Source organism: Streptomyces sp. SID5464 (genome assembly GCF_009862985.1).
GTDB classification, from domain to species: domain Bacteria; phylum Actinomycetota; class Actinomycetes; order Streptomycetales; family Streptomycetaceae; genus Streptomyces; species Streptomyces chartreusis_D.
Window position 1 is genome coordinate 212,868 of the sequence record NZ_WWIQ01000009.1, and the last position, 24,532, is coordinate 237,399.

Annotated in this window: 23 protein-coding genes; 14 read left to right on the forward strand and 9 right to left on the reverse strand. The window is 70.9% G+C overall.

Annotation, left to right across the window (positions count from 1 at the left end; translation table 11 throughout):
- Positions 1-121: 121 nt before the first annotated feature.
- Together GTY47_RS09350 and GTY47_RS09355 are read right to left on the reverse strand one after the other, a co-directional pair.
- On the reverse strand, positions 122-967 hold the full coding sequence (locus tag GTY47_RS09350; RefSeq protein ID WP_010034786.1) for a glutamate ABC transporter substrate-binding protein: 846 nt from the start codon (positions 965-967) through the stop codon (positions 122-124).
- Between the two features lie 74 nt (positions 968-1,041).
- Positions 1,042-1,818, reverse strand: coding sequence for an amino acid ABC transporter ATP-binding protein (locus GTY47_RS09355; RefSeq protein ID WP_010034788.1), 777 nt, complete (start codon positions 1,816-1,818; stop codon positions 1,042-1,044).
- A 290-nt stretch (positions 1,819-2,108) separates the two neighbouring features.
- On the opposite strand from GTY47_RS09355, the gene GTY47_RS09360 reads away from it, so the two are divergent.
- Positions 2,109-2,795 carry a response regulator transcription factor gene (locus GTY47_RS09360; protein ID WP_010034790.1) on the forward strand — a complete coding sequence of 229 codons (687 nt, stop codon included), beginning with the start codon at positions 2,109-2,111 and terminating at the stop codon, positions 2,793-2,795.
- Positions 2,796-2,804: 9 nt separating this feature from the next.
- Positions 2,805-4,208 (forward strand): HAMP domain-containing sensor histidine kinase, encoded by a 1,404-nt coding sequence (locus tag GTY47_RS09365; RefSeq protein ID WP_010034794.1) that lies wholly within the window; start codon positions 2,805-2,807, stop codon positions 4,206-4,208.
- A gap of 28 nt (positions 4,209-4,236) precedes the next feature.
- Here the strand turns inward: GTY47_RS09365 and GTY47_RS09370 are convergent, their stop codons facing one another.
- Positions 4,237-5,238: a TAXI family TRAP transporter solute-binding subunit gene (locus GTY47_RS09370; protein WP_010034796.1), complete on the reverse strand. Its 1,002-nt coding sequence runs from the start codon at positions 5,236-5,238 to the stop codon at positions 4,237-4,239.
- Between the two features lie 99 nt (positions 5,239-5,337).
- On the opposite strand from GTY47_RS09370, the gene GTY47_RS09375 reads away from it, so the two are divergent.
- Positions 5,338-5,745, forward strand: a complete 408-nt coding sequence (locus GTY47_RS09375; protein ID WP_010034799.1) for a MazG nucleotide pyrophosphohydrolase domain-containing protein — start codon at positions 5,338-5,340, stop codon at positions 5,743-5,745.
- Positions 5,746-5,797: 52 nt separating this feature from the next.
- On the opposite strand, the gene GTY47_RS09380 is transcribed toward GTY47_RS09375, so the two are convergent.
- On the reverse strand, positions 5,798-7,021 hold the full coding sequence (locus tag GTY47_RS09380; protein ID WP_010034802.1) for a cation:proton antiporter: 1,224 nt from the start codon (positions 7,019-7,021) through the stop codon (positions 5,798-5,800).
- Between the two features lie 4 nt (positions 7,022-7,025).
- Positions 7,026-7,511, reverse strand: coding sequence for a TrkA C-terminal domain-containing protein (locus GTY47_RS09385; protein ID WP_010034803.1), 486 nt, complete (start codon positions 7,509-7,511; stop codon positions 7,026-7,028).
- Between the two features lie 165 nt (positions 7,512-7,676).
- On the opposite strand from GTY47_RS09385, the gene GTY47_RS09390 reads away from it, so the two are divergent.
- From GTY47_RS09390 to GTY47_RS09405, 4 genes are all read left to right on the forward strand, one after another.
- Positions 7,677-8,720 (forward strand): sensor histidine kinase, encoded by a 1,044-nt coding sequence (locus GTY47_RS09390; protein ID WP_029180814.1) that lies wholly within the window; start codon positions 7,677-7,679, stop codon positions 8,718-8,720.
- Positions 8,720-9,412, forward strand: coding sequence for a response regulator transcription factor (locus GTY47_RS09395; RefSeq protein ID WP_010034809.1), 693 nt, complete (start codon positions 8,720-8,722; stop codon positions 9,410-9,412). The genes GTY47_RS09390 and GTY47_RS09395 overlap by 1 nt, the downstream gene beginning before the upstream one ends.
- 63 nt (positions 9,413-9,475) lie before the next feature.
- Positions 9,476-10,999, forward strand: a complete 1,524-nt coding sequence (gene miaB / locus GTY47_RS09400; protein WP_010034811.1) for a tRNA (N6-isopentenyl adenosine(37)-C2)-methylthiotransferase MiaB — start codon at positions 9,476-9,478, stop codon at positions 10,997-10,999.
- Positions 11,000-11,123: 124 nt separating this feature from the next.
- Positions 11,124-11,837 carry a class III extradiol dioxygenase subunit B-like domain-containing protein gene (locus GTY47_RS09405; RefSeq protein WP_029180816.1) on the forward strand — a complete coding sequence of 238 codons (714 nt, stop codon included), beginning with the start codon at positions 11,124-11,126 and terminating at the stop codon, positions 11,835-11,837.
- 167 nt (positions 11,838-12,004) lie between these two features.
- On the opposite strand, the gene GTY47_RS09410 is transcribed toward GTY47_RS09405, so the two are convergent.
- Both GTY47_RS09410 and GTY47_RS09415 read right to left on the reverse strand, forming a co-directional pair.
- Positions 12,005-12,376: an antitoxin gene (locus GTY47_RS09410; protein ID WP_010034819.1), complete on the reverse strand. Its 372-nt coding sequence runs from the start codon at positions 12,374-12,376 to the stop codon at positions 12,005-12,007.
- A gap of 26 nt (positions 12,377-12,402) precedes the next feature.
- Positions 12,403-12,678: a hypothetical protein gene (locus tag GTY47_RS09415; RefSeq protein ID WP_010034822.1), complete on the reverse strand. Its 276-nt coding sequence runs from the start codon at positions 12,676-12,678 to the stop codon at positions 12,403-12,405.
- 182 nt (positions 12,679-12,860) lie between these two features.
- Here GTY47_RS09415 and miaA point away from each other — a divergent pair, with 182 nt between their 5' ends.
- The 7 genes from miaA to hflX all read left to right on the forward strand — a co-directional run bounded on the left by miaA (position 12,861) and on the right by hflX (position 21,542).
- The gene (gene miaA / locus GTY47_RS09420; RefSeq protein WP_010034825.1) at positions 12,861-13,799 is read left to right on the forward strand and encodes a tRNA (adenosine(37)-N6)-dimethylallyltransferase MiaA; all 939 of its coding nucleotides are present in this window, start codon (positions 12,861-12,863) and stop codon (positions 13,797-13,799) included.
- Positions 13,800-13,906: 107 nt separating this feature from the next.
- Positions 13,907-14,437 (forward strand): hypothetical protein, encoded by a 531-nt coding sequence (locus tag GTY47_RS09425; protein ID WP_010034828.1) that lies wholly within the window; start codon positions 13,907-13,909, stop codon positions 14,435-14,437.
- Positions 14,438-14,501: 64 nt separating this feature from the next.
- Positions 14,502-14,684, forward strand: a complete 183-nt coding sequence (locus tag GTY47_RS09430) for a hypothetical protein (RefSeq protein ID WP_010034830.1) — start codon at positions 14,502-14,504, stop codon at positions 14,682-14,684.
- A 42-nt stretch (positions 14,685-14,726) separates the two neighbouring features.
- The gene (gene dapF, locus GTY47_RS09435) at positions 14,727-15,599 is read left to right on the forward strand and encodes a diaminopimelate epimerase (protein WP_010034833.1); all 873 of its coding nucleotides are present in this window, start codon (positions 14,727-14,729) and stop codon (positions 15,597-15,599) included.
- 297 nt (positions 15,600-15,896) lie between these two features.
- Positions 15,897-18,110, forward strand: coding sequence for an HD domain-containing protein (locus GTY47_RS09440; protein WP_029180817.1), 2,214 nt, complete (start codon positions 15,897-15,899; stop codon positions 18,108-18,110).
- 255 nt (positions 18,111-18,365) lie between these two features.
- Positions 18,366-19,892: a M1 family metallopeptidase gene (locus GTY47_RS09445; RefSeq protein ID WP_010034839.1), complete on the forward strand. Its 1,527-nt coding sequence runs from the start codon at positions 18,366-18,368 to the stop codon at positions 19,890-19,892.
- Between the two features lie 156 nt (positions 19,893-20,048).
- A complete protein-coding gene (gene hflX / locus GTY47_RS09450) occupies positions 20,049-21,542 on the forward strand; it encodes a GTPase HflX (protein ID WP_010034842.1) in 1,494 nt (497 codons plus the stop codon).
- A 67-nt stretch (positions 21,543-21,609) separates the two neighbouring features.
- Here hflX and GTY47_RS09455 read toward each other — a convergent pair whose 3' ends face one another.
- On the reverse strand, positions 21,610-22,812 hold the full coding sequence (locus GTY47_RS09455) for a hypothetical protein (RefSeq protein WP_029180818.1): 1,203 nt from the start codon (positions 22,810-22,812) through the stop codon (positions 21,610-21,612).
- 247 nt (positions 22,813-23,059) lie between these two features.
- Complete coding sequence (locus GTY47_RS09460; protein WP_029180819.1) at positions 23,060-24,283, reverse strand: hypothetical protein; 1,224 nt, start codon at positions 24,281-24,283, stop codon at positions 23,060-23,062.
- Positions 24,284-24,532 lie beyond the last annotated feature (249 nt).

Sequence of the window (24,532 nt, forward strand, 5' to 3'; positions counted from 1 at the left end):
CGCGCTTCCGGGTGGGTGGCGTAGGTGGCGGACGTGACACGCCGCCGTCAGAGACGTGGTGGCGGCGCGGCTGCGGATCCCCGCAGCGAGTGCGGGGATCCTGCGTCGGCGGAGTCCCGCATTACTGGACGATCTGGCCGATCTTCGGGGCGGGCTCGTTCTTGTAGTTCGCCGGGCCGAAGTTCTCCTTGACAGCCTTCTCCCAGGAACCGTCGCTGACCATCTTCTCGAGAGCGGTGTTGATCTTGTTAAGGGTCGCGGTGTCGCCCTTCTTGACACCGATGCCGTAGTTCTCATTGCTCAGCTTCAGGCCGGCCAGCTTGAACTGGCCCTTGTACTGGTCCTGCGCGGCGTAGCCCGCGAGGATCGAGTCGTCGGTGGTCAGCGCGTCCACGGCGCCGCTCTGCAGAGCGGAGAGGCACTCGGAGTAGCCACCACGCTGAGTAAGCTGGGCCTTCGGTGCGAAGTCGTCCTTGACGTTCTGCGCCGAAGTCGATCCGGCGACAGAGCACAGCTTCTTCTCGTTCAGGTCCGTGGCCTTGGTGATGTCCGAGTCCTTCTTCACCAACAAATCCTGGTGGGCCAGCAGGTACGGACCGGCGAAGTCGACCTTCTGCTTCCGCTCGTCGGTGATCGAGTAGGTGGCAGCGATCATCTTCACGTCACCGCGGGACAGCGCGTTCTCACGGTCGGCGCTCTTGGTCTCGACCCACTCGATCTGGTCGGGCTTGTAGCCCAGTTCCTTGGCCACGTACGTCGCCACGTCCACGTCGAAGCCGGAGAAGGAACCGTCAGGCTCCTTCAGGCCCAGACCGGGCTGGTCGTACTTGATGCCGATCTTGATCTTGTTGCCACCGCCGGAGCCGGAGCCGTTGGAGTCACCGCCATCGTCGCCACCACAGGCGGTAGCGGTCAGGGCGAGAACGAGAGCGGTGGCGGCTGCCGCGGAGACCTTGCGGAGCTTCATGGTGAACATCCTTTGCCGTGAAGAGATAACCGTTGTTTCGGGTGACGCATGTCGTCGCAGGCGCGACGGGCGCCTCAGTGATGCAGGATCTTCGACAGGAAGTCCTTGGCACGGTCGCTGCGCGGGTTGCTGAAGAACTGGTCGGGCGCAGCCTCCTCGACGATTCGGCCGTCCGCCATGAACACCACGCGGTTTGCGGCCGATCGTGCGAAACCCATCTCATGGGTGACGACGATCATGGTCATGCCGTCGCGGGCGAGCTGCTGCATGACCTCCAGCACCTCGTTGATCATCTCGGGGTCGAGCGCGGAGGTCGGCTCGTCGAAGAGCATGACCTTCGGCTCCATGGCCAGCGCCCGCGCGATCGCGACGCGCTGCTGCTGGCCACCGGAGAGCTGTGCCGGGTACTTCTCGGCCTGCGCGGCCACGCCGACCCGGTCCAGCAGGGCCCGGGCCCGCTCCTCGGCCGCGCTCTTGTCCTTCTTGCGGACCTTGATCTGGCCGAGCATCACGTTCTCGAGCACGGTCTTGTGCGCGAAGAGATTGAAGGACTGGAAGACCATCCCGACGTCGGCCCGCAGCCGGGCCAGCTCCCTGCCCTCGGCGGGCAACGGCTTGCCGTCGATCGTGATCGAGCCGGAGTCGATCGTCTCCAGGCGGTTGATGGTGCGGCACAGGGTGGACTTGCCGGACCCGGAGGGCCCGATGACCACGACGACTTCACCGCGCGCGATCGTCAGGTCGATGTCCTGGAGAACGTGCAACGCGCCGAAGTGCTTGTTGACGCTCTTCAGGACGACCAGTTCTCCGGTCGCGGCCACATCTTCCTTGGCCACCGATACTTCGGTCATCGCTCTCAGGCTCCGTCCTCCTCGGTTTCGGAGGACAGTAGTGACCCTCTACGACCTGCGTCATTACATCTGAGGGGAATCTGAGCATCACGATCCGATAGCAATCGGACACGTGTCGTAGCACTTGTCAGCAGCGCTCATATCGGCCGGGTAACGGAAGCTCCGCGCAACCGGAACCCTCTTGACGCCGTCCTCATTCATCAGCGTGACTGCACAAGGTGCACGCGCGCGCGTGCACGCTTTTTTGTACACATCCAGATCGTACGGCCAGTGAACCGAAGGGGGCCCGGATGAGACTGCTGCTCGTCGAGGACGACAACCACGTCGCCGCCGCCCTGTCCGCGGTCCTGGCGCGGCACGGGTTCGACGTCACGCACGCGCGCAGCGGCGAGGAGGCCCTTCAGGCACTGGTCCCCGAGGTCGACGGCTTCGGTGTCGTCCTGCTCGACCTGGGCCTGCCCGACCAGGACGGATACGAGGTCTGCGGCAAGATCCGCAAGCGCACGAGCACACCGGTGATCATGGTCACCGCGCGCTCCGACGTGCGCTCCCGCATCCACGGCCTCAACCTCGGCGCCGACGACTACGTGGTGAAGCCGTACGACACCGGGGAGCTGCTCGCCCGCATCCACGCCGTGAGCCGGCGCACCTCGCACGAGGACACCTCCAGCGGCATCGAGACCGAGCTGCGCCTCGGCCCGGTGCACATCGAGCTGCCCACGCGCCGGGTCAGCGTGGACGGAACCGTGATCCAGCTGACCCGCAAGGAGTTCGACCTCCTGGCCCTGCTCGCGCAGCGGCCCGGGGTGGTCTTCCGCCGGGAGCAGATCATCAGCGAGGTGTGGCGGACCAGCTGGGAGGGGACCGGGCGCACCCTGGAGGTGCACGTGGCGTCCCTGCGCGCCAAGCTGCGGATGCCGGCCCTCATCGAGACCGTACGCGGAGTCGGCTACCGGCTCGTCGCGCCTGCCGGGTAGCGGGGCCGAGTGCGCACTCGTCTGCTCCCGCTGCTGATCGTCCTGATGGCGGCCGTGCTGCTCGCGCTCGGCGTCCCGCTCGCCGTGAGCCTCGCCGGCGCCCAGCAGCAGAAGGTCGTCGTCGACCGGATCGACGACACGGCACGCTTCGCGGCCCTCGCCCAGTTCGTCACCGACTCGCCCACCGGCACCGCCAGCGCGTTCGAGAACGAGCGCCTGGCCACGCTCAGCCGCGAACTCGACAGCTACTACACGGTCTACGGCATCCGGGCGGGTGTCTTCTACCGCAGCGGCAGTGCCATGGCCCACGCACCCGCCGGGTGGTCCCTGCCCAAGGCGGGTGAGGTTCGCGACGCCTTCGACGAGGCGCTGCTCAGCCGCCGCAGTCACGACCCGCGGCAGGTGTGGCCCTGGCAGCGCCGCAACCTCGTGGTCGCCTCGCCCGTCATCCGCGACGGTGACGTCGTCGCGGTCGTCGTCACCGACTCGCCCACCGGGCAGCTGCGCTCACGTACGCTGCACGGCTGGCTGGTCATCGGCGCGGGCGAGTCCGCCGCGATGCTGCTGGCCGTCGGTGCCGCCCTGCGGCTGACCGGCTGGGTGCTCAAGCCCGTACGGGTGCTGGACGCCACCACCCACGACATCGCCACGGGGCGGCTGAAGTCCCGGGTCGCCGCCGCCGGCGGTCCGCCGGAACTCAGGCGCCTGGCTCGGTCGTTCAACGAGATGGCGGACAACGTCGAGGACGTGCTGGAGCAGCAGCGCGCCTTCGTCGCCGATGCCTCGCACCAGCTGCGCAACCCCCTCGCGGCGCTGCTCCTGCGGATCGAGCTGCTCTCCTTCGAGCTGCCCGAGGGCAACCAGGAGATCGCCTCGGTGCAGTCCGAGGGCAAGCGCCTCGCGCAGGTCCTGGACGATCTGCTCGACCTGGCGCTGGCCGAGCACACCGAGGCCGATCTGAAGATCACCGACATCGGCGAGCTGGCCGCCGAGCGGGTCGCGGCCTGGTCCCCGACCGCCGAGGCCAAGGGCGTTCGCCTGGTGGGCGACTGCCCGCCGACGACCGCGTGGGCCGACCCGGTGGCGCTGTCCAGTGCGCTGGACGGGATCATCGACAACGCGGTGAAGTTCACGCCCGAGGGCGGGACCGTCGAGGTGACCGTCGCCCCTGACGGCAACACCTCGACCGTCGTCGTCACGGACGAGGGTCCGGGCCTCACCGACGAGGAACTGGCCCGCATCGGCGACCGCTTCTGGCGCAGCAGCCGCCACCAGAACATCAAGGGCTCGGGCCTCGGACTGTCCATCTCACGGGCGCTGCTCGCGGCGGGCGGTGGTTCGATCGCGTACGACCATCACGAGCCGCACGGGCTGAAGGTGACAGTGAGGGTGCCGAGGGTCGGACCGGCGTAGCGAAGCCGCCAGTCGAGGGCGAGGGCGGCTATGGCTTGACGGACCGGTAGTAGCGCCGGGCCCCGTCGTGCAGCTTGAGCGGGTCGGTGTAGATCGCCGTACGGACGTCGACCAGTTGGGCGGAGTGGACGGTCGCGCCGATGCCGTCCCGGCTGTCGAGCACCGTACGGGTCAGCCACTCGGTGAGCCGGGGGTCCATGTCGTTGCGCGTGACCAGCAGGTTGGACACCGCCAGGGTGGGGACCGGGTCGCCGCGCTGGATGGTGGGGTAGGCCGACTCCGGCATTTTGGTGGCGCGGTAGTAGCGCGTGGCACCGCCCTGGTCGTGCAGTTTGGCCACGAGCCCGGCGTCGATCGGCACGAAGCGGAAGGCCGATGCCGACTTCTTGGCCAGCCTGCTGAGCCCGTCCGTGGGCAGTCCGCCCGACCAGAAGAACGCGTCGAGGCCGTGTCCCAGCCGTCTGGGCCCGGTGTCGATGCCGTCCGAGGAGGGCTCGATGTCCTTCTCCGGGTCGATCCCGGCCGCCTTGAGCACGCCGTTCGCGATCAGCCGTACACCGGAGTCCGGCAGCCCTATGGCCACGCGCTTGCCCCGCAGATCCGCGACGGAGCGGATGTCCGAGTCAGGCGGTACGACGAGCTGGACGTAGTCGTCGTACAGCCGCGCGACCCCGCGCAGCCGGTCGGCGTCCGCGCCGTTGTCGAGCTGGTAGGTGGCCACCGCGTCGGCCGCGGCGATCGCGAAGTCGGCCTTTCCCGTCGCCACGTCCGCGACGTTCTCCTGCGAACCTGCGCTGGGCAGCAACCGCACCTTCAGGGCGGGCATGTCCTCGGCGATCGCCTTGCGCAGGAGTTTTCCGTACTCGTGGTAGACCCCTGCGCGCGTGCCCGTGCTGAATCTGATCGTCCCGCCCGGAGGCTCCTCGGCCCAGGGACGCAGCCACCACAGCAGCAGCCCGAGGACCAGGAGGGAGGCGGCGCCGCCCTGGAGGGCCCGTCGCCTGCCGACAGGGGGGAACATCGTGGACATGCGCGAGATCCTGCCAGCCGCGGTGCCCCGGTGACCAGGGGAGGGGCACCCACGGTGGGGGCGAAGGGCGTGTCAGTGGCGGCCACTACAGTCGGCCCCATGAGCTCCTCGCCCGCTGACCTGGTCCGTGAATTCCACCTCGCCTTCGGCCTGGACGCCCGCAGTACCCCGACCGAGGTGTCCCCGGAGCTCGCCGCCCACCGCGGCGAACTCCTCGCGGAGGAAGCCGCGGAGGTCGCCGAGGTGTCGGTGACGGGCCCGCTGGACCGGCTCGCCCACGAACTCGCCGACGTCGTCTACGTGGCTTACGGAACCGCCCTCGTCCACGGCATCGACCTCGACGCGGTACTGGCCGAGATCCACCGTTCCAACATGACCAAGATCGGTCCCGACGGCTCCGTCTCCCGCCGCGAGGACGGCAAGGTGCTCAAGGGGGAGTACTACGAGGCACCGGATGTGCCGGGGGTGCTGCGGAGGCAGGGGTGGGAACCCGCCGCCGACGCCTGAGCCGCCCGGGCCGGCGGCGGGTCGGTCCCCTGTTCCCCTCGGGCGCCGCCCCTCAGTCGGCCACCTGTGCGTCCGCCTCCTTGGCCCGGGACGTCGTCTGCGCCGTATCCCGGTGTGGCTCGCGGCGTCGGGTCCACCAGGTCGCCACGGGCTCCGTGTAGCGCGCGGTGAGCGGGCCGAGGACGACCAGGATGAGGACGTAGGCCGTGGCCAGGGGACCGAGGGACGGTTCGATGCCCGCCGACACGGCCAGCCCGGCGATGACGATCGAGAACTCGCCGCGGGCCACCAGGGCACCGCCCGCCCGCCAGCGGCCCTTGACGGAGATCCCGGCTCGCCGCGCCGCCCAGTAGCCGGTGGCGATCTTCGTCAGGGCGGTGACGACGGCCAGGCCCAGGGCGGGCAGGAGAACCGGCGGGATGCTGGACGGGTCGGTGTGCAGTCCGAAGAAGACGAAGAACACGGCCGCGAACAGGTCCCGCAGGGGGCTGAGGAGAGTGTGCGCACCCTCCGCCACCTCTCCCGACAGCGCGATGCCGACCAGGAAGGCCCCCACCGCCGCCGACACCTGGAGCTGCTGTGCCACACCCGCGACCAGGATCGTCAGACCCAGCACGACCAGCAGCAGCTTCTCCGGGTCGTCGTTGGAGACGAAGCGTGAGATGACCCTGCCGTAGCGCAGGGCCAGGAACAGGACGAGGCCCGCCGCGCCCAGCGCGATCGCCAGCGTCAGGCTGCCGGCCAGCAGCCCGGCTCCCGCCACCAGCGCCGTGACGATGGGCAGGTACACCGCCATCGCCAGATCCTCCAGCACGAGCACGCTCAGGATCACCGGCGTCTCCCGGTTGCCGACCCGGCCCAGATCGCCGAGCACCTTCGCGATCACGCCGGACGACGAGATCCAGGTGACACCGGCCAGGACGACGGCGGCCACCGGCCCCCAGCCGAGCAGCAGCGCCACCGCCGCCCCCGGCAGCGCGTTGAACGCGCAGTCGACCAGACCGGACGGGTAGTGGGTCTTGAGGTTGGAGACCAGATCGCTCGCCGTGTACTCGAGGCCCAGCATCAACAGCAGCAGGATGACGCCGATCTCGGCTCCGGTGGCGACGAACTCCTCGCTCGCGCCCAGCGGCAGCAGACCGCCCTCGCCGAAGGCCAGACCGGCCAGCAGGTACAGCGGTATCGGCGAGAGCCGGAAACGGGCGGCGAACCGGCCGAGCAGGCCGAGGCCGAGGATGATGGAACCGAACTCGATCAGCAGAACCGCGGAGTGCACCGGCTCACTCCCGACCGAGTATCGCCGCGGCGGCGTCGACGCCCTCGCGGGTACCGACGACGATCAGCGTGTCACCGCCCGCCAGCCGGAAGTCCGGCGCGGGGGAGGGGATGGCCTCGGCCCGGCGCAGCACCGCCACGACGGACGCACCCGTCTCCGTACGCATCCGCGTGTCGCCCAGCACCCGGCCGTTCCAGCGCGAGGTCGCGGCGACCTCGATCCGCTCGGCGACCAGTCCCAGGTCCGTGGTGTACAGCAGACTCGGACTGTGGTGGGACGGCTTCAGCGCGTCGATCAGCGAACCCGCCTCCGAGCTGGTCAGCCGCAGGGACTGCGCACAGGAGTCGGGATCGTCTGCCCGGTACACGTTCACCGTGCGCGTGCCGTCGCGGTGCGCCACCACCGACAGATGGCGGTGTTCCCGGGTCTCCAGGTCGTACTGGACCCCGATGCCCGGCAGCGGCGTCGCCCTCAGGCGCGGAGCTGACACGTTTCTTCCCCTTGTTTCGTCTTGCTCTTGTTGTTCGTCTGGCTTTGTCGGTCTGCCGAACCGTGCGGGACAGTTCGGTCTGGTGAACGGTGTCGGTCTGGTGAACGGTGTCGATCAACGGACGGCTCAGGTCCGCATGCTGCCATCCGGCCGTACGGTGACGACATGGGTGTCGTGACGGATATGCGCAGCGGCCGGTCGCAGGAGAGGGTAGAGCGGGCGGTGCCGTACGCGAAGGCCGGAAGGAGCGGATCCAGGAACGTGTCGTTGTTCTGGCGGATCTTCTCGCTCAACGCGGCGGGTCTGGTCGTGGCCACCGCGTTGCTGCTGGGCCCGGTGACGGTGTCGACCCCCGTGCTGGCGGGCGAGGCGCTCGTCCTGCTCGGCGGCCTGGTGGTGCTGCTCGCCGGCAACGCGCTCGTGCTGCGCTTCGGCCTCGGACCGCTGCAACGGCTGGACCGGGCCATGGCCACCGTGGACCTGCTGCGTCCGGGCTCCCGCCCGGTGGTCGCCGGCCCCGCGGAGACGGCCGGACTGATCACGACGTACAACGCGATGCTCGACCGGCTGGAGGCCGAGCGGGCCGCGGGTGCCGCCCGGGCGCTGTCCGCACAGGAGAGCGAGCGGCACCGGATCGCCCAGGAGCTCCACGACGAGGTCGGGCAGACCCTGACCGCCGTCCTCCTCCAGCTCAAGCGCGTCGCGGACCGGGCCCCCGAGGACCTGCGCGAGGAGGTCGGCCAGGCGCAGGAGGCGACCCGGGCCGGCCTGGACGAGATCCGCCGTATCGCCCGCCGACTGCGCCCCGGCGTCCTGGAGGAACTCGGCCTGGCCAGCGCCCTGCGCTCGCTCGCCGCCGAGTTCACGACCCACGGGCTGACCGTGCGCCACCACGTCACCGGCGACCTCCCCGCCCTCAGCCCGGAATCGGAACTCGTCGTCTACCGAGTGGCCCAGGAAAGCCTGACCAACACCGCCCGGCACGCCGGCGCCGACCGTGCGGAACTCCGCCTGCGGCCGGTCCCCGGCGGCGTCGAACTCCTCGTACGCGACAACGGCACGGGCATCGGCGACGCCCCCGAGGGTGCCGGTATCACCGGCATGCGCGAACGCGCCCTCCTGGTCGGCGCCGCCCTCGCCCTCGAACCGGCCCCCGACCGGGGCACCGACGTACGCCTGCGCATACCGGTGACGGAAGGAGCACGTTGATGTCCACACCGGTGACGCCGGGGAGCCCGTCGGCAACCGCCCGGCCCCCGATCCGTGTCCTGCTCGCCGACGACCACACCCTCGTACGCCGGGGCGTGCGCCTCATCCTGGACGGGGAGCCCGACCTGACGGTCGTGGCCGAGGCCGGGGACGGGGCCGAGGCCGTCGCACGCGCCCGGGACACCGCCGTCGACCTGGCCGTCCTGGACGTCGCCATGCCCCGCATGACCGGCCTCCAAGCAGCCCGCGAACTCTCCCGACGGCTGCCCGCGCTGCACATCCTGATCCTGACGATGTACGACAACGAGGAGTACTTCTTCGAGGCGCTCAGGGCCGGAGCCAGCGGTTACGTCCTCAAGTCCGTCGCCGACCGCGACCTGGTCGAGGCCTGCCGGGCGGCCGTGCGCGACGAGCCGTTCATCTACCCGGGCGCCGAGCGGGCCCTCGTCCGCTCCTACCTGGAGCGGCTGCACCGGGGCGACGGCCTGCCGGAACGGGCCATCACCGAACGCGAGGAGGAGATCCTCAAGCTGGTCGCCGAGGGCCACACCTCGAAGGAGATCGGCGAACTCCTCTTCATCAGCGCCAAGACGGTCGAGCGCCACCGCGCCAACCTCCTCCAGAAGCTCGGCATGCGCGACCGCCTGGAGCTGACCAGGTACGCGATCCGCGCCGGGCTCATCGAGGCATGAGCCCGGGCCCGGGTTGTCCACAGGCGACCGAGCCACTTCCGGCGACCGCCTACCCTTGTCCCCATGAGCAGCATCGACCGGAGCCAGTCAGTGGGCGGCACGCGCACATATGAGGTACGCACCTACGGGTGCCAGATGAACGTCCACGACTCCGAGCGATTGGCCGGTCTGCTGGAGGACGCGGGCTACGTCCGCGCCCCCGAGGGCGCCGACGAGGCCGACGTCGTCGTCTTCAACACCTGCGCCGTGCGGGAGAACGCCGACAACAAGCTGTACGGCAACCTCGGCCACCTCGCGCCGCAGAAGGCCGCCCGCCCGGGCATGCAGATCGCGGTCGGCGGCTGCCTCGCGCAGAAGGACCGCGACACGATCGTGAAGAAGGCGCCCTGGGTGGACGTCGTCTTCGGCACGCACAACATCGGCAAGCTGCCGGTCCTGCTGGAACGCGCGCGCGTGCAGGAGGAGGCGCAGGTCGAGATCGCCGAGTCGCTGGAGGCGTTCCCGTCCACGCTGCCGACTCGTCGCGAGAGCGCGTACGCGGCCTGGGTCTCCATCTCCGTCGGCTGCAACAACACCTGCACCTTCTGCATCGTCCCGGCCCTGCGCGGCAAGGAGAAGGACCGTCGTCCCGGCGACATCCTCGCCGAGATCGAGGCCCTGGTCGCCGAGGGCGTCTCCGAGATCACACTGCTCGGGCAGAACGTCAACGCTTACGGCTCCGACATCGGCGACCGCGAGGCCTTCAGCAAGCTGCTGCGCGCCTGCGGGAAGATCGAAAGCCTGGAGCGCGTCCGCTTCACCTCCCCGCACCCGCGCGACTTCACCGACGACGTCATCGCCGCCATGGCCGAGACGCCCAACGTGATGCCACAGCTGCACATGCCGCTGCAGTCCGGTTCGGACACGGTCCTGAAGGCCATGCGCCGCTCCTACCGCCAGGAGCGCTACCTGGGGATCATCGAGAAGGTCCGTGCCGCCATCCCGCACGCGGCGATCAGCACCGACATCATCGTGGGCTTCCCCGGCGAGACCGACGAGGACTTCGAGCAGACGCTGCACGTGGTGCGCGAGGCCCGCTTCGCCCAGGCCTTCACCTTCCAGTACTCCAAGCGCCCGGGCACCCCGGCCGCCGAGATGGACGGCCAGATCCCCAAGAAGGTCGTCCAGGAGCGCTACGAGCGTCTGGTCGCCCTCCAGGAGGAGATCTCCTGGGAGGAGAACAAGAAGCAGGTCGGCCGCACGCTGGAGCTGATGGTCGCCGAGGGCGAGGGCCGCAAGGACGACAGCACCCACCGCCTGTCCGGCCGGGCCCCCGACAACCGCCTCGTCCACTTCACCAAGCCGGACCAGGAGGTCCGCCCCGGCGACGTGGTCACGGTCGAGATCACCTACGCCGCCCCGCACCACCTCCTCGCCGAGGGCCCCGTGCAGGACGTGCGCCGCACGCGCGCGGGCGACGCCTGGGAGAAGCGCAACGCCGAGAAGGCGGGCAAGCCGGCCCAGCCGGCCGGCGTGCTCCTGGGCCTGCCGAAGATCGGCGTCCCCGAGCCGCTCCCGGTGGCGGCGAGCGGCTGCGGCTGCGACTGAGCCGGGCCGCGGCCTGCCGCGGCCGGACCTGACTGCGACCGGGGGGCTGCGGCCGCGGTCGGCTCAGGTTGTGGTGGACTGCGGCCGGGCAGGGCCCGTGTCCTGCTGGGTTACCCTGCCGATCATGCTTGTCGCCGCTGCTGTCTGCCCCTGCCCGCCCCTACTGGTGCCTGACGTCGCCGCGGGTGCCGCTCCGGAGTTGGACGCCGCGCGGGCCGCCTGCACGGACGCGCTGGGCGTGCTCGCCGCCGCCCGGCCCGGCCGGCTCGTGGTCGTCGGGCCGGTCGACGGTGCCGGGCCCGAGACCTACCCGCAGGGCACGCACGGCTCGTTCCGGGGCTTCGGCGTCGATCTCGACGTACGGCTGGGCGGGGACGAGGGCGCGCCTGCGGAGCAGCGGCTTCCCTACTCGCTGGCGGTGGCCGCCTGGCTGCTGGAGCGGACCGGGTGGTCCGACGCTCCGGTCGAGGGTCACGGCGTGGGGGACCGGCTCGCGCCCGAGCGGTGCGCCCGGATCGGACGGGACCTCGCCGCACGGGCCGAGCGGGTCGCGCTGTTGGTGATGGGTGACGCCAGCGCGTGCCGGACGCTCAAGGCCCCGGGGTATCTGGACGAACGTGCCGCGCCCTTCGACGCGGAGGTCGCGCGCGCACTCGGCGCGGCGGACGCGGCCACGCTCATGACCCTGGACACAGGGCTGGCGCACGAACTGAAGGTCTCCGGCCGGGCCCCCTGGCAGGTCCTGGCGGGCGCGGCCGAGGGTGCGGACCTCGGCGGATCACTGTTGTACGAGGACGCGCCGTACGGGGTGGGATACCTCGTGGCCACTTGGTCGTAGCCCACGGCGGCACGGCGCACGGCGGCACGGCGGCCCCGGCCGCGGGAAACGGCGGACGGCCGGGAGCCTCGTGCTCCGCGGCCGTCCGCCGATGTGCCCTTCGGTCTGCAGATGTGTGGTCGGGACCTGGTCGATGTGTGGTCAGGACCTGCTGTGTCGGTGTGCGCTCAGGAAGTGGGCGGTGGTGCGTCCGGCGGCGGGGTGCCTCCGGTGTCCCGAGGCGGTGCCGTACGGCCCGTGTCCGGCGGCATGGTGCCACCCGTGTCCGGCGGCATGGTGCGGCCCGGGCCCGGTGGCGGCGTGGGGCCGCCCGCGTCCGCTCCGCTGTCGCCCTTGTGCGCGAGTCGGTCCATGGCGCCCTTGGCCTTGCCCGTGCCCGACTGGATCCTGTCGCTGTACTTGCCCTTGGTCCTCTTGTCGACGACCTGCGCGGCCTTGTCGAGGCCGTGCTGGATCTTGTCCTCGTGCCGCTGTGCGAGGTCCGAGACCTTGCCCTTGGCCGGGCCCAGTTTGGCCTTCACGTTGTCCAGGAGACCCATGGTTCACCTTCCCTCGCGCGGGGCGGTCACGTGCGGGCGCCCTCGCCGGCCTCGTTGTCGGCCGCCTTGTCGGTGGACTGCTGCTTGGGGATGTCGACGCCTTCGGTCTCGGTGACCTCGGCCGCCTCAGCCACCGGCTCGGCCGCTTCCGCTGCCCCGTCAGCCCCCTTCGCCGCCGCATCCGCCCCTGCAGTTTCCTCCGCCTCGGTCCCGGCCGTCGCCTTGTCGGCCTGAGCCTCGGCGGCAGGCGCCGCCTCCTCCGTGGCCTTGGACCGCCGGAGAAGTCGTGCAAAAACGCCCATATCCACTCCATACGTTACTCGTGCGGGCGAAATCCCGCGTCGCCCGGTGCGTCCGTTTGCGCGGCCCGGGCCACCGCCTCTGCGATCCGGCGGCAGGAACCTCGCAACGGGCAACGACCCCGCGAGCGCTGCGTCACGTAACTCGTTCGAGAGCCGGGTTCGAGGTTTGCGAGACTGGGTCGGTGAGCAGTGCACCCCCCGCCCCCCGCGTCATCGCCGTCGTCGGACCGACTGCGGCCGGAAAGTCCGATCTGGGCGTCTTCCTGGCCCAGCGTCTCGGCGGTGAGGTCGTCAACGCCGACTCCATGCAGCTCTACCGAGGGATGGACATCGGCACCGCCAAGCTGACGCCCGAAGAACGCGGTGGCGTCCCGCACCACCTCCTCGACATCTGGGACGTGACCGTCACGGCGTCCGTCGCCGAGTACCAGCGCCTGGCCCGCGAGCGGATCGAGGCCCTGCTCGCCGAGGGTCGCTGGCCGATCCTGGTCGGCGGCTCAGGGCTGTATGTGCGCGGGGCCGTCGACAACCTGGAGTTCCCCGGCACCGACCCCGAGGTGCGCGCCCGCCTGGAGGAGGAACTCACACTGCGCGGCTCGGGCGCGCTGCACGCCCGGCTGGCCGCCGCCGACCCCGAGGCCGCGCGGGCGATCCTGCCGAGCAACGGCCGCCGGGTCGTCCGGGCCCTGGAGGTGATCGAGATCACCGGCAGGCCCTTCACCGCCAACCTCCCCGGCCACGACTCCGTGTACGACACGATCCAGATCGGCGTCGACGTGGCCCGGCCCGAGCTGGACGAGCGCATCGCGCGCCGGGTCGACCGGATGTGGGCGGCCGGCCTCGTGGACGAGGTGCGCGCACTGGAGGCGCAAGGGTTGCGCGAGGGGCGTACCGCCTCGCGTGCGCTCGGCTACCAGCAGGTGCTCGCGGCGCTCGCCGGGGAGTGCACTCTGGAGGACGCGCGGGCCGAGACCGTACGTGCCACCAAGCGCTTCGCGCGCCGTCAGGATTCATGGTTCAGGCGCGATCCCCGGGTGCACTGGTTGAGTGGGGCTGCGGCCGATCTCACAGAACTTCCGCAGCTCGCGCTGTCTTTGGTCGAACGACCGGTTACAGCCTGATCACGTCATGGCATCGGGACGCCCAGGCCGTCATCCGGTCCTGCGGCGGCGTGCCATCATCGAGCTCGATCGACCGAGTTGAGTCCTAGTTGGGAGGGCGCGTGGCGATGGAGGCCGGCCCTCGCGACACCGCACAAGGCACCGATCACATCACCGCCGATCGGGACGACCCCGAACGCCGGGACGATCCCGAGCGCCTGGACGACCCGGAGCAGGAGTCGGACCGTCTCAGCTCCGACGGGCCCGACGAGACGCAGGGTGTGACGGACGACGGCCCCGAGCCCGAGGAGATGTTCGCGGGCGAGGTCGAGGTCGAGCTGCGCCCGCAGCGCCGACTGCGCATCTGGCAGCTCGCGCCCATCGTGAGCCTGGCCGCGCTCGGCTCCCTGATGTTCGCGTTCCCGCTCGCCTTCGACTTCGGCGACAGCGGGGCCGTGATCGCCATGCTCGGGCTGCTGATCTGCTCGTGCGCGGCCGGCTGGGGCATGATGGCCGCCCGCCGCGTGGGCTACACCTTGCCGGGCCTGCCGGCCAGGGGCTCGGGCCGCAGACCGGACTGGCGGGTCGTCCTCGCGTACGCCGTGATGGTGGCCGCGGTGGTCGTCCTGGCCGTGTGGCGAGTAGCACGCCTCCGGTAGAGCGCACCGTGCGGCAGCGCCCCGCAGGGGCGCGGGGCTGTGCCGAAATGCCGCTGCTGCCGAAATGCCGCTCCGCCGTGCGGGCGCCACGATCCACGAAGCACCCCACAGCGCGGCGCACCTGCACGCCCATGACGCCTCCCATGCCGCGGCCCGCCCGCACGCCCATGACGCCTCCCATGCCGCGGCGCGCCCGTACGCCCCCCACGCGCCCCACACCGTGGCCCGCCCGTACGCCCACGACTGATCCGCACGGCCCTCCCGCGGGGCAGACCGTACGATCGAGGGCATGAGCACGCGGATCCCCTTCCTCAAGGGTCACGGCACCGAGAACGACTTCGTGATCGTCCCGGACCCCGAGAACGCCGTCGACCTGCCCCCGGCCGCCGTCGCCGCCCTCTGCGACCGCCGCGCTGGCATCGGCGGTGACGGACTGCTGCACGTGGTGCGTTCCGCCGCGCACCCGGAGGCCCGGCACATGGCGTCCGAGGCGGAGTGGTTCATGGACTACCGCAACGGGGACGGCTCGATCGCGGAGATGTGCGGCAACGGCGTGCGGGTCTTCGCGCGCTACCTCCAGCGCGCCGGACATGTCGCCGAAGGGGACCTCGCCGTCGCCACGCGCGGGGGCGTGAAGACCGTGCACATCGCCAAGGACGGTGACGTCACCGTGGGCATGGGCAAGGCACTGCTCCCCGAGGGCGATGTCACGGTGAGCGTCGGCGAGCGCAGCTGGCCCGCGCGGAACGTGAACATGGGCAACCCGCACGCGGTCGCCTTCGTGGACGACCTGTCCCACGCCGGTGACCTGCTCTCCCCGCCGCCCTTCAGCCCGGCCGCCGCCTACCCGGACGGTGTGAACGTCGAGTTCGTGGTCGACCGGGGCCCCGGGCACGTCGCGCTGCGCGTGCACGAGCGCGGCGCCGGCGAGACCCGCTCGTGCGGCACGGGGGCGTGCGCGGTCGCCGTGGCCACCGCCCGCCGCGACGGTGCCGACCCGACGGCCACCGGCACGCCGGCGACGTACACCGTGGACGTACCCGGCGGCACCCTGGTGATCACCGAGCGGCCCGACGGCGAGATCGAGATGACGGGCCCCGCGGTGATCGTGGCCGAGGGCGAGATCGACGCGGAGTGGCTGGAGACCGCCACGCGCGCGTGAGCAGGCGCCGACCGTCAGGAAACCGCTGCGCGCTGTCGGCCACGCGACCCGAAACGGCCGTAAGGAACCGGCCACTTGGCGGGAACGGAACCGTCATGGTCACGACGTACGAGGGTACAAACTTCACATTCATCGCTCGAATGGGTGATCAGTTTCACGCTCGGCGAGAGGCGGTCAGCCACGCGTGGTGGGCTCGGTAGCATCAAGCACCGGCCCGGACGGGGGACCGAAGCCGCCCCCTGAGCCGTGTCCGCCCTGGGGCACCCCGTCCGCCGGTCCACGCAGCCGGAGGTGCCCATGAGTGCGGAGGCCACGAATTCCGTGACCCCAGGCCCGATGCCGGGCGCGGTGTCAGGACCGGTGACGCCGACAGCCCCGCGCAGAAAGGCCCGCCCCCGGATCGACCTGCGCCGCCTCGGCCGCGCCGCGCTGCTCGGCCCCGCCGCTCGCGACCGGCTGCCCGACGCCATCAGCCACGTCGTCGACGCGCACCGCGCCCATCACCCCGACGCGGACCTCGAACCCCTGCGCCGCGCCTACGTCCTGGCCGAGTCCTCGCACCGCGGCCAGATGCGCAAGAGCGGCGAGCCGTACATCACGCACCCGCTCGCCGTGACCCTGATCCTCGCCGAACTCGGCGCCGAGACCACCACGTTGACCGCGTCGCTGCTCCACGACACGGTCGAGGACACGGACGTTACGCTCGAACAGGTCGGCGAGCAGTTCGGCGAGGAGGTCCGCTACCTCGTCGACGGCGTCACCAAACTGGAGAAGGTCGACTACGGTGCCGCAGCCGAGCCGGAGACCTTCCGCAAGATGCTCGTCGCCACCGGCAACGACGTCCGCGTCATGTCGATCAAACTCGCCGACCGGCTGCACAACATGCGCACCCTCGGCGTCATGCGCCCCGAGAAACAGGAGCGCATCGCCAAGGTGACACGTGATGTGCTGATCCCGCTCGCCGAGCGGCTCGGCGTCCAGGCGCTCAAGACCGAGCTGGAAGACCTCGTCTTCGCGATCCTGCGGCCCGAGGAGTACGCGCACACCAGGGAGTTGATCGTCCAGAACGCCGCCCGCACGGACGACCCGCTCGCCGAGGTCGCCGACGAGGTGCGTACCGTGCTGCGCGAGGCGGACATCCCCGCCGAAGTCCTCATCCGGCCCCGCCACTTCGTCTCCGTGCACCGCGTCTCCCGCAAGCGTGGACGGCTGCGCGGCTCCGACTTCGGCCGCCTGCTGGTGCTGGTGAACGAGGACGCCGACTGCTACGGCGTCCTGGGCGAACTGCACACCTGCCTGACACCGGTGGTCTCGGAGTTCAAGGACTTCATCGCCGTACCGAAGTTCAACCTGTACCAGTCGCTGCACACGGCCGTCGCGCGCGAGGACGGCCAGGTCGTCGAAGTCCTCATCCGCACGCACCAGATGCACAAGGTCGCCGAGGCCGGAGTCGTCGCGCTCGGCAACCCGTACGCGCCGGCCTCCGACGACCCTGCCGACGGCGAGCGCGTCGACCCCACCCGCCCCGGCTGGCTCTCCCGGCTCCTCGACTGGCAGGAGGCGGCCCCCGACCCGGACCACTTCTGGTCGACGCTGCGCGAGGACCTCGCCCAGGACCGCGAGATCACCGTCTTCCGGCCCGACGGCGGCACGCTGGGCCTGCCCGAGGGGGCGACCTGTGTGGACGCCGCGTACGCGCAGTACGGGGAGGACGCGCACGCGTGCATCGGCGCACGTGTCAACGGCCGTCTGGCGACGCTGAGCACGGTTTTGAAGGACGGCGACACCGTCCAGCTCCTCATGGGCCAGGACCCGGCTTCCGAGCCCTCCCGGGAGTGGCTGGAGCACGCGCACACGCCCGCGGCCCGGATCGCCATCCAGCGGTGGCTGGCCGCCCACCCGGCGCAGGCCGAGGCCCAGCGGACCGAGGTCCAGGAGGACCGGCAGGTCCAGGAGGACCGGCTGGCCGGGGAGCGTGCGGCGGCTGTCCGACCCGCGCCCGCCGACGCGTCCGATCCGGCCGGCCCGGCTCCCGACCAGGCGCCCGCCCGCCCCGCCAACGGCAACGTCCTCACCGACCGGCCGGGCGCGGCCGTCCGGCTCGCGGGCTGCTGCACACCGGTGCGGCCCGACGCGATCACCGGCTTCGCCGTACGCGGGGGCGCGGTCACCGTGCACCGTGTCGAGTGCGCCGCGGTGGCCCGTATGAAGGACGGGGGGCGCGCGGAGGTCGGCGTGCGCTGGGGTGAGGCCACCGAGTGCCGGGTCACGCTGGTTGCCGAATCGTTCGTGCGTCCCCATCTGCTCGCGGACCTCACGGAGGCCATGGCCCTCGAAGGCGCCGAGATCGTCTCCGCGACAGTCGAACCCCCGACCCAGCAGCAGGTCCGTCACACGTACACCGTGCAGCTCCCGGACGCGGCCCACCTGCCCGCCCTCATGCGGGCGATGCGCAACGTGGCCGGGGTCTACGACGTCACCCGGGCACAACCGCACACGCAGGGCGGCTGACCCCGCCCGGGCGCCGGCCAAGGGACGGGTCGGCTGTGCCGCGGGTGCTGGCCGCTGGGTACGGGTCGGCTGAGCGCACACGGGCGCCGGCCGCCGGATACGGGTTGGCTGAGCCCCGGTACGGGTCGGATGAGCGCGCACAGGCGTCGGCCATCTGACGCCGGGCGGCACCCGGCGCAGGCTCCGGTACCCGGTTCGGGTGGGCCGGACGCGCGTCGTCCGCGTCGTGCACGCGCGCGCTGATAGCCGTGAGGCATGCGCCTCACCCCCCACCGCACCCGTACCCGTCCCTGTCGTCGGCGGACGTCCGCGGCGCTGCTCGCCTCGGCCGTCTCCGTCTGCCTCGTCGCCGCGAGCGCCCCCGTCGTCCCGCTCGGCGTCGGCGACCGACTCTTCCCGTACCTGGGCAACCCCGGCTACGACGTCGCGTCGTACGACCTCTCCTTCATCTATCCCGGCAGCAACAGCGAGCCGCTGCGGGCCGTGACCACCATCGACGCCTGGACGACGGCCGACCTGGACCGCGTCAACCTGGACTTCGCCCACGGCACGGTCCACTCGGTCGAGGTCGACGGCGAGCCCGCCACCTTCAGCACCGCCGGCGAGGACCTGGTGATCACCCCCGAGGACTCCGTGTCGGACGGCAACTGGATGCGGATCACCGTGAGGCACACCAGTGACCCCGTGCCCGCCGAGGGCCGCGAGGGCGGCTGGGTGCGCACCGCGGACGGCCTCGCCATGGCCAATCAGGCCGACGCCGCGCACCTGGTGTTCCCGTGCAACGACCACCCCTCCGACAAGGCGATGTTCACCATCCGGGTCACCGCACCCGACGGACACACGGCCGTCGCCAACGGCCTGCCCGCCGGGGTGCACAGATCCGGTGGGTCGACCACCTGGACGTACCGCACGCAGCACCCCATGGCCACCGAACTCGCCCAGGTCTCCATCGGCCGCTCCACCGTGCTGCACCGCACCGGCCCGCACGGACTGCCCGTACGGGACGTCGTCCCGGCCAAGCACCGCAAGGCGCTCGAACCCTGGCTGGAGAAGACCCCGGAGCAGATCGCCTGGATGGAGAGCAAGGTCGGCCGCTACCCCTTCGAGACGTACGGCCTGCTCATGGCCGACGCCTCGACCGGCTTCGAACTCGAGACCCAGACGCTCTCCCTCTTCGAGCGGGAGCTGTTCACCGACTCCGTCCGCCCCGCCTGGTACGTCGAGTCGATCATGGTCCACGAGCTGGCCCACCAGTGGTTCGGCAACAGCGTCGGCCCTCACACCTGGTCCGACCTGTGGCTCAATGAGGGACACGCCACCTGGTACGAGGCCCTGTACGCCGAGGAACAGGCCGGCAAGCCGATGCGGGACCGTATGAAGGCCGCGTACGGCGCCTCCGACCGCTGGCGCGCGTCGGGCGGACCACCCGCCGCCCCGAAGGCCCCGGAGCCCGGCCGCAAGACCAGCATCTTCCGGCCGAACGTCTACGACGGCGCCGCGCTCGTCCTGTACGCCCTGCGCGAGGAGATCGGCCGTCCCGCCTTCGAACGCCTGGAACGCGCCTGGGCCGACCGGTACCGGGACGACACGGTCACGACGGAGGACTTCGTCCGGCTCGCCGCCGAGATCTCCGGGCGCGACCTGGACGGCTTCTTCCGGGGCTGGCTGTACGGGAAGAAGACCCCACCGATGCCGGGGCACCCGGACTGGAAGCCGGCCGTTCTCGCGAAACCGGCCGTGCCCGCGAAACCGGCCGCGCCGGGGAAAGCCGCTGCTCGATAACACGGTGACGAGACGCCCCGTGCCGTGCGACTATCTTCAGGTCGGCGCGGCACGGAGCGCCGGGAATCTCCCGGAGCGCTCGCGCGTTATGCCCGGTGACGGAAAGCTCGCAGCGCTCCGTCGCCGTAAACGGTTTCCCAGCTACGTAAGGATCCAATGACCTCCTCTTCTTCCCCTTCCCAGGACACCAAGCGCTTCGCGCACAGCCACCCCGAGGGTCTTCGGGCCGATGCCCTGATGGAAGAGGACGTCGCCTGGAGCCACGAGATCGACGGAGAGCGGGACGGCGACCAGTTCGACCGCTCCGACCGCGCGGCCCTGCGCCGTGTGGTGGGCCTCTCCACCGAGCTCGAGGACGTCACCGAGGTCGAGTACCGCCAGCTCCGTCTGGAGCGGGTCGTGCTCGTCGGCGTCTGGACCACGGGGACCGTGCAGGACGCGGACAACTCCCTCGCGGAGCTCGCCGCCCTCGCGGAAACGGCCGGCGCGCTGGTGCTCGACGGTGTGATCCAGCGCCGCGACAAGCCCGACGCGGCCACCTATATCGGCTCCGGCAAGGCCGAGGAGCTGCGGGACATCGTCCTCGAATCGGGCGCGGACACCGTCATCTGCGACGGTGAGCTCAGCCCGGGCCAGCTGATCCACCTCGAGGATGTCGTCAAGGTCAAGGTCATCGACCGGACCGCCCTGATCCTGGACATCTTCGCCCAGCACGCCAAGTCCCGAGAGGGCAAGGCGCAGGTCGCTCTCGCGCAGATGCAGTACATGCTGCCGAGGCTGCGCGGCTGGGGTCAGTCGCTGTCCCGGCAGATGGGCGGCGGCAAGGGCGGCGGCCTCGCCACCCGTGGTCCCGGTGAGACCAAGATCGAGACGGACCGGCGGCGGATCCGCGAGAAGATGGCGAAGATGCGCCGGGAGATCGCGGACATGAAGACCGGCCGCGAGATCAAGCGCCAGGAGCGCAAGCGCCACAAGGTGCCCTCGGTCGCCATCGCGGGCTACACCAACGCCGGCAAGTCCTCGCTGCTCAACCGCCTCACGGGCGCGGGCGTGCTGGTCGAGAACGCCCTGTTCGCGACCCTCGACCCGACCGTGCGCCGGGCCGAGACCCCGAGTGGCCGGCTGTACACCCTGGCCGACACGGTCGGGTTTGTCCGCCATCTGCCCCACCACCTGGTCGAGGCGTTCCGCTCCACGATGGAGGAGGTCGGCGAGTCCGACCTGATCCTGCACGTGGTGGACGGTTCGCACCCGAACCCGGAGGAGCAGCTGGCCGCCGTACGCGAGGTGATCAGGGACGTCGGCGCCACCGACGTGCCCGAGATCGTCGTGATCAACAAGGCCGACGCGGCCGACCCGCTGACGCTCCAGCGGCTGCTGCGTGTCGAGAAGCGGTCCATGGCCGTCTCGGCCCGCACCGGCCAGGGCATCGACCAGCTGCTCGCGCTCATCGACAACGAGCTTCCGCGCCCGTCGGTCGAGATCGAGGCGCTCGTGCCGTACACGCACGGCAAGCTCGTCGCCCGGGCCCACGACGAGGGCGAGATCCTCTCCGAGGAGTACACCCCGGAAGGCACCCTGCTCAAGGCGCGGGTCCACGAGGAACTGGCGGCGGAGCTCGCGCCGTACGTCCCGGCGCCGGCGCTCTGACGGCCTCGGCCCTGATGTGAGAAGGCCCGCCCCTGTCCGCAGGGAGCGGGCCTTCAGCATGTCTCGGTCAGCGACCGCCGTACGTCTTGCTCATGTTCTGGTAGAGCGCCTCGGCATCGCGTCCCAGCTGCGGGCCGGCCAGCCAGGTGTTGTCGGCCGGTCCGATCGAGGTGTTGGAGACCAGCACGGACTTGCCGTTCAGCACCCGGAACCAGCCGCCGCCGGACGAACCGCCGGTCATGGTGCAACCGATGCGGTACATCGTCGGCAGGCTCGGGCTGAGCGAGAACCGGCCCGGGACGTCGATGCACTTGAACATCTTCAGCCCGTTGTAGGGCGGCGCCGCCGGGTAGCCCCAGGCGCCCATCTTGGCGGCCGCGGCCGCGGAGGGCGCGGAGAAGTCCACGTCCAGTGCGGCGCCGACCGTCTCCTCCAGGGACTTGGCACCCCGCTCGGGCTTCACGTGCAGCACGGCATAGTCGTACGCCGCCCCGTCACCGCCGGTCTCCGAGCCGCCCTGGATCCACTGGTTCGAGGTCGAGGCCCAGTCCGCCCACCAGTTGCCGTACGGGGCCACCTCCGACGGATTCGCGTTGCTCAGCTCCGCCTCGGTCTTGCCGAGGTCGTTGTAGGCAGGGACGAACACCAGGTTGCGGTACCAGCCGCCGTTGCCGCCGGCGTGCACGCAGTGGCCCGCCGTCCACACCAGGTTGGACTTGCCCGGGTGGTTGACGTCCTTGATCACGGTTCCGGAACAGACGGCCGGGCCGTCGGGGGAGTCGAAGAAGACCTTGCCGACCGGGGCGGCGTTCCGGTGGTACGGCGTCTTCTCGGCCTGCGCCCGGACCGGAGCCGGATCCGGGTCGCTGACGCCCTGACCGGCCGACGCGTCCTTCGTCGTGACCGTCTTGTTGGCCTCCTTCGCGGACTGCATCCGCTCCGGCTTCCAGAGACCCTCGATCACCGGGTTGACGAAGTCCTTGGCCTCACTGAGCCACTTGTCCTTGTCCCAGTCCTTCCAGCCGCCGTCCTTCCACCGGTCGACGTCGATCCCGTGTTCCTTGAGCTTGCCGGCGAGGTCGGCCGGGATCTTGACCTTGCCGCCGCCGTCCGCGGCCTGCGAGGTGGTGGCGTCGGGCTTGTCGCTCGCCGAGTCCGCCGACCCCTCACAGGCGGTCACGGTGAGCGCCAGGGCTGCGAGGAGCCCGGTGGCGGCGAGAGCGGTGCGCCGCCCGCGCCTCGGTGCCGCGGGCGTACGTGTGGAACGCATGGTGCGATGACCCCCGTTGGTGCTGAACAGTGTGGTGCCGCGTGTGCATGTCATGGGTGTGGGCGCCGTGCCTCCGGCGCGAAACCCCACTATGCCCGTGGAGTTGAGGGTGTACCGGGGGCGGGTGGTGAAGGTTTCCGTGAGTCCTCGGGCCGGTGCGCCAGGTGCGGTGCTTGTGCACCGGACGCGCCACCCCACCGCCTGCGGCCGGACGCGCCACCCCCCGCCTACGGTCTCCAGCCGGCCGTCACCGACCGGCGAACTTCTTGCTGACCGAGTCGTAGACGCCCTTGGCCACCTCGCCCAGGCGCGGACCGGCCAGCCAGCCCGACGTCACCGGGCCGATCGAGGTGTTGGACACCAGCGCCGGCTTGCCGTCCGAGCCCGTCGCGACCCAGCCGCCGCCGGACGAGCCGCCGGTCATCGTGCAGCCGATGCGGTACATCGTCGGATCCGACGTGGTGACCGACAGCCGACCCGGCTGGTCCTGGCACCGGTACAGCTTCTGCCCGTCGTACGGCGGCGCGGCCGGGTAGCCGATCGCCGTGACGCTCTTCACCTTCGGTACGGCGGGAGCCTTGAAGTCGACCGGCAGCGCCGAACCGACCGTCTCCTCCAGCGACTTGCCGCCGCTGCCCTTCTCCGGCGTCACATGGATGACCGCGAAGTCGTAGGGCGCGCCGTCCCCGCCCGTCGAGCCGCCCTGCTCGATCCACTGGTCCGAGGTCTGCGCCCAGTCCCCCCACCAGACGCCGTACGGGGCGACGTCCTCCCTCGTGGCGTTCTCCAACTCCGCGACCGGCTTGCCGTCGTCGTTGTACGACGGCACGAACGCGATGTTGCGGTACCAGCCGCCCTTCTTGCCCGCGTGCACGCAGTGGCCCGCCGTCCACACGAGGTTGGACTTGCCCGGGTGGGCCGGGTCCTTCACCACCGTCGCCGAGCAGACGGCCGAGCCCTTGGGGGAGTCGAAGAACACCTTCCCGGCCGTGGGCGCGTTGGCGTGGTACGACGACGGCACGGCCTGCGCCTCTACCGGCTCGGGCGTGGGATCGGTCACGCCCTGGTCACCGGAGAGGTCGCTGTCGTCGACGCCCTGGTCGGGCTCTTCCGCGTCCCGCATGCGGTCCGGGTCCCAGAGACCCTCGATGATCGGGTTGATGTACTCGTTGGCCTCGCGCAGCCAGTCGTCCCGGTCCCAGTTCTTCCAGGCGCCGTTCTTCCACTTGTCGATGTCGATCCCGTGCTCGCGGAGCCGGTCCCTGATGTCGTCCGGGATCTTCAGCTTGCCGTCGTCGGAGGAGCCGGCCGACGCGGAGGCCTCACCGCCCGCAGCGGCGTCGCCCGACTCGCAGGCGGTGGCGGTCAGCGCGAGCGCCGAGGCGAGGGCCACCGCGGCCAGCACGGGGGAGTTCCTGCGGCGCGCCCTCCCTTCTCGGCTGGCGATGGACGACGGCCGTATGGATCGCATGATCTGACTCCCCCTGGTGTGTGACGAACATGGACGAACCGGTGCTTCGGCCCTGGTTTCCGCCGGGTCATGGGAAGTTCAGGCCGAGCTCACGGCGTCCGGGAACGGCACCACACACTATGCGGTGGCTGTGGGGGCGGCCCGACGGAAGCGCAACAGTTCCGTCACGGAAAGGATCTTGAGGCAACCCGTAACCCGGTGAGCGGACCGGGGTTGGTAGCGGTGGGGGGCCTGCTGTCTGTGTGCGGT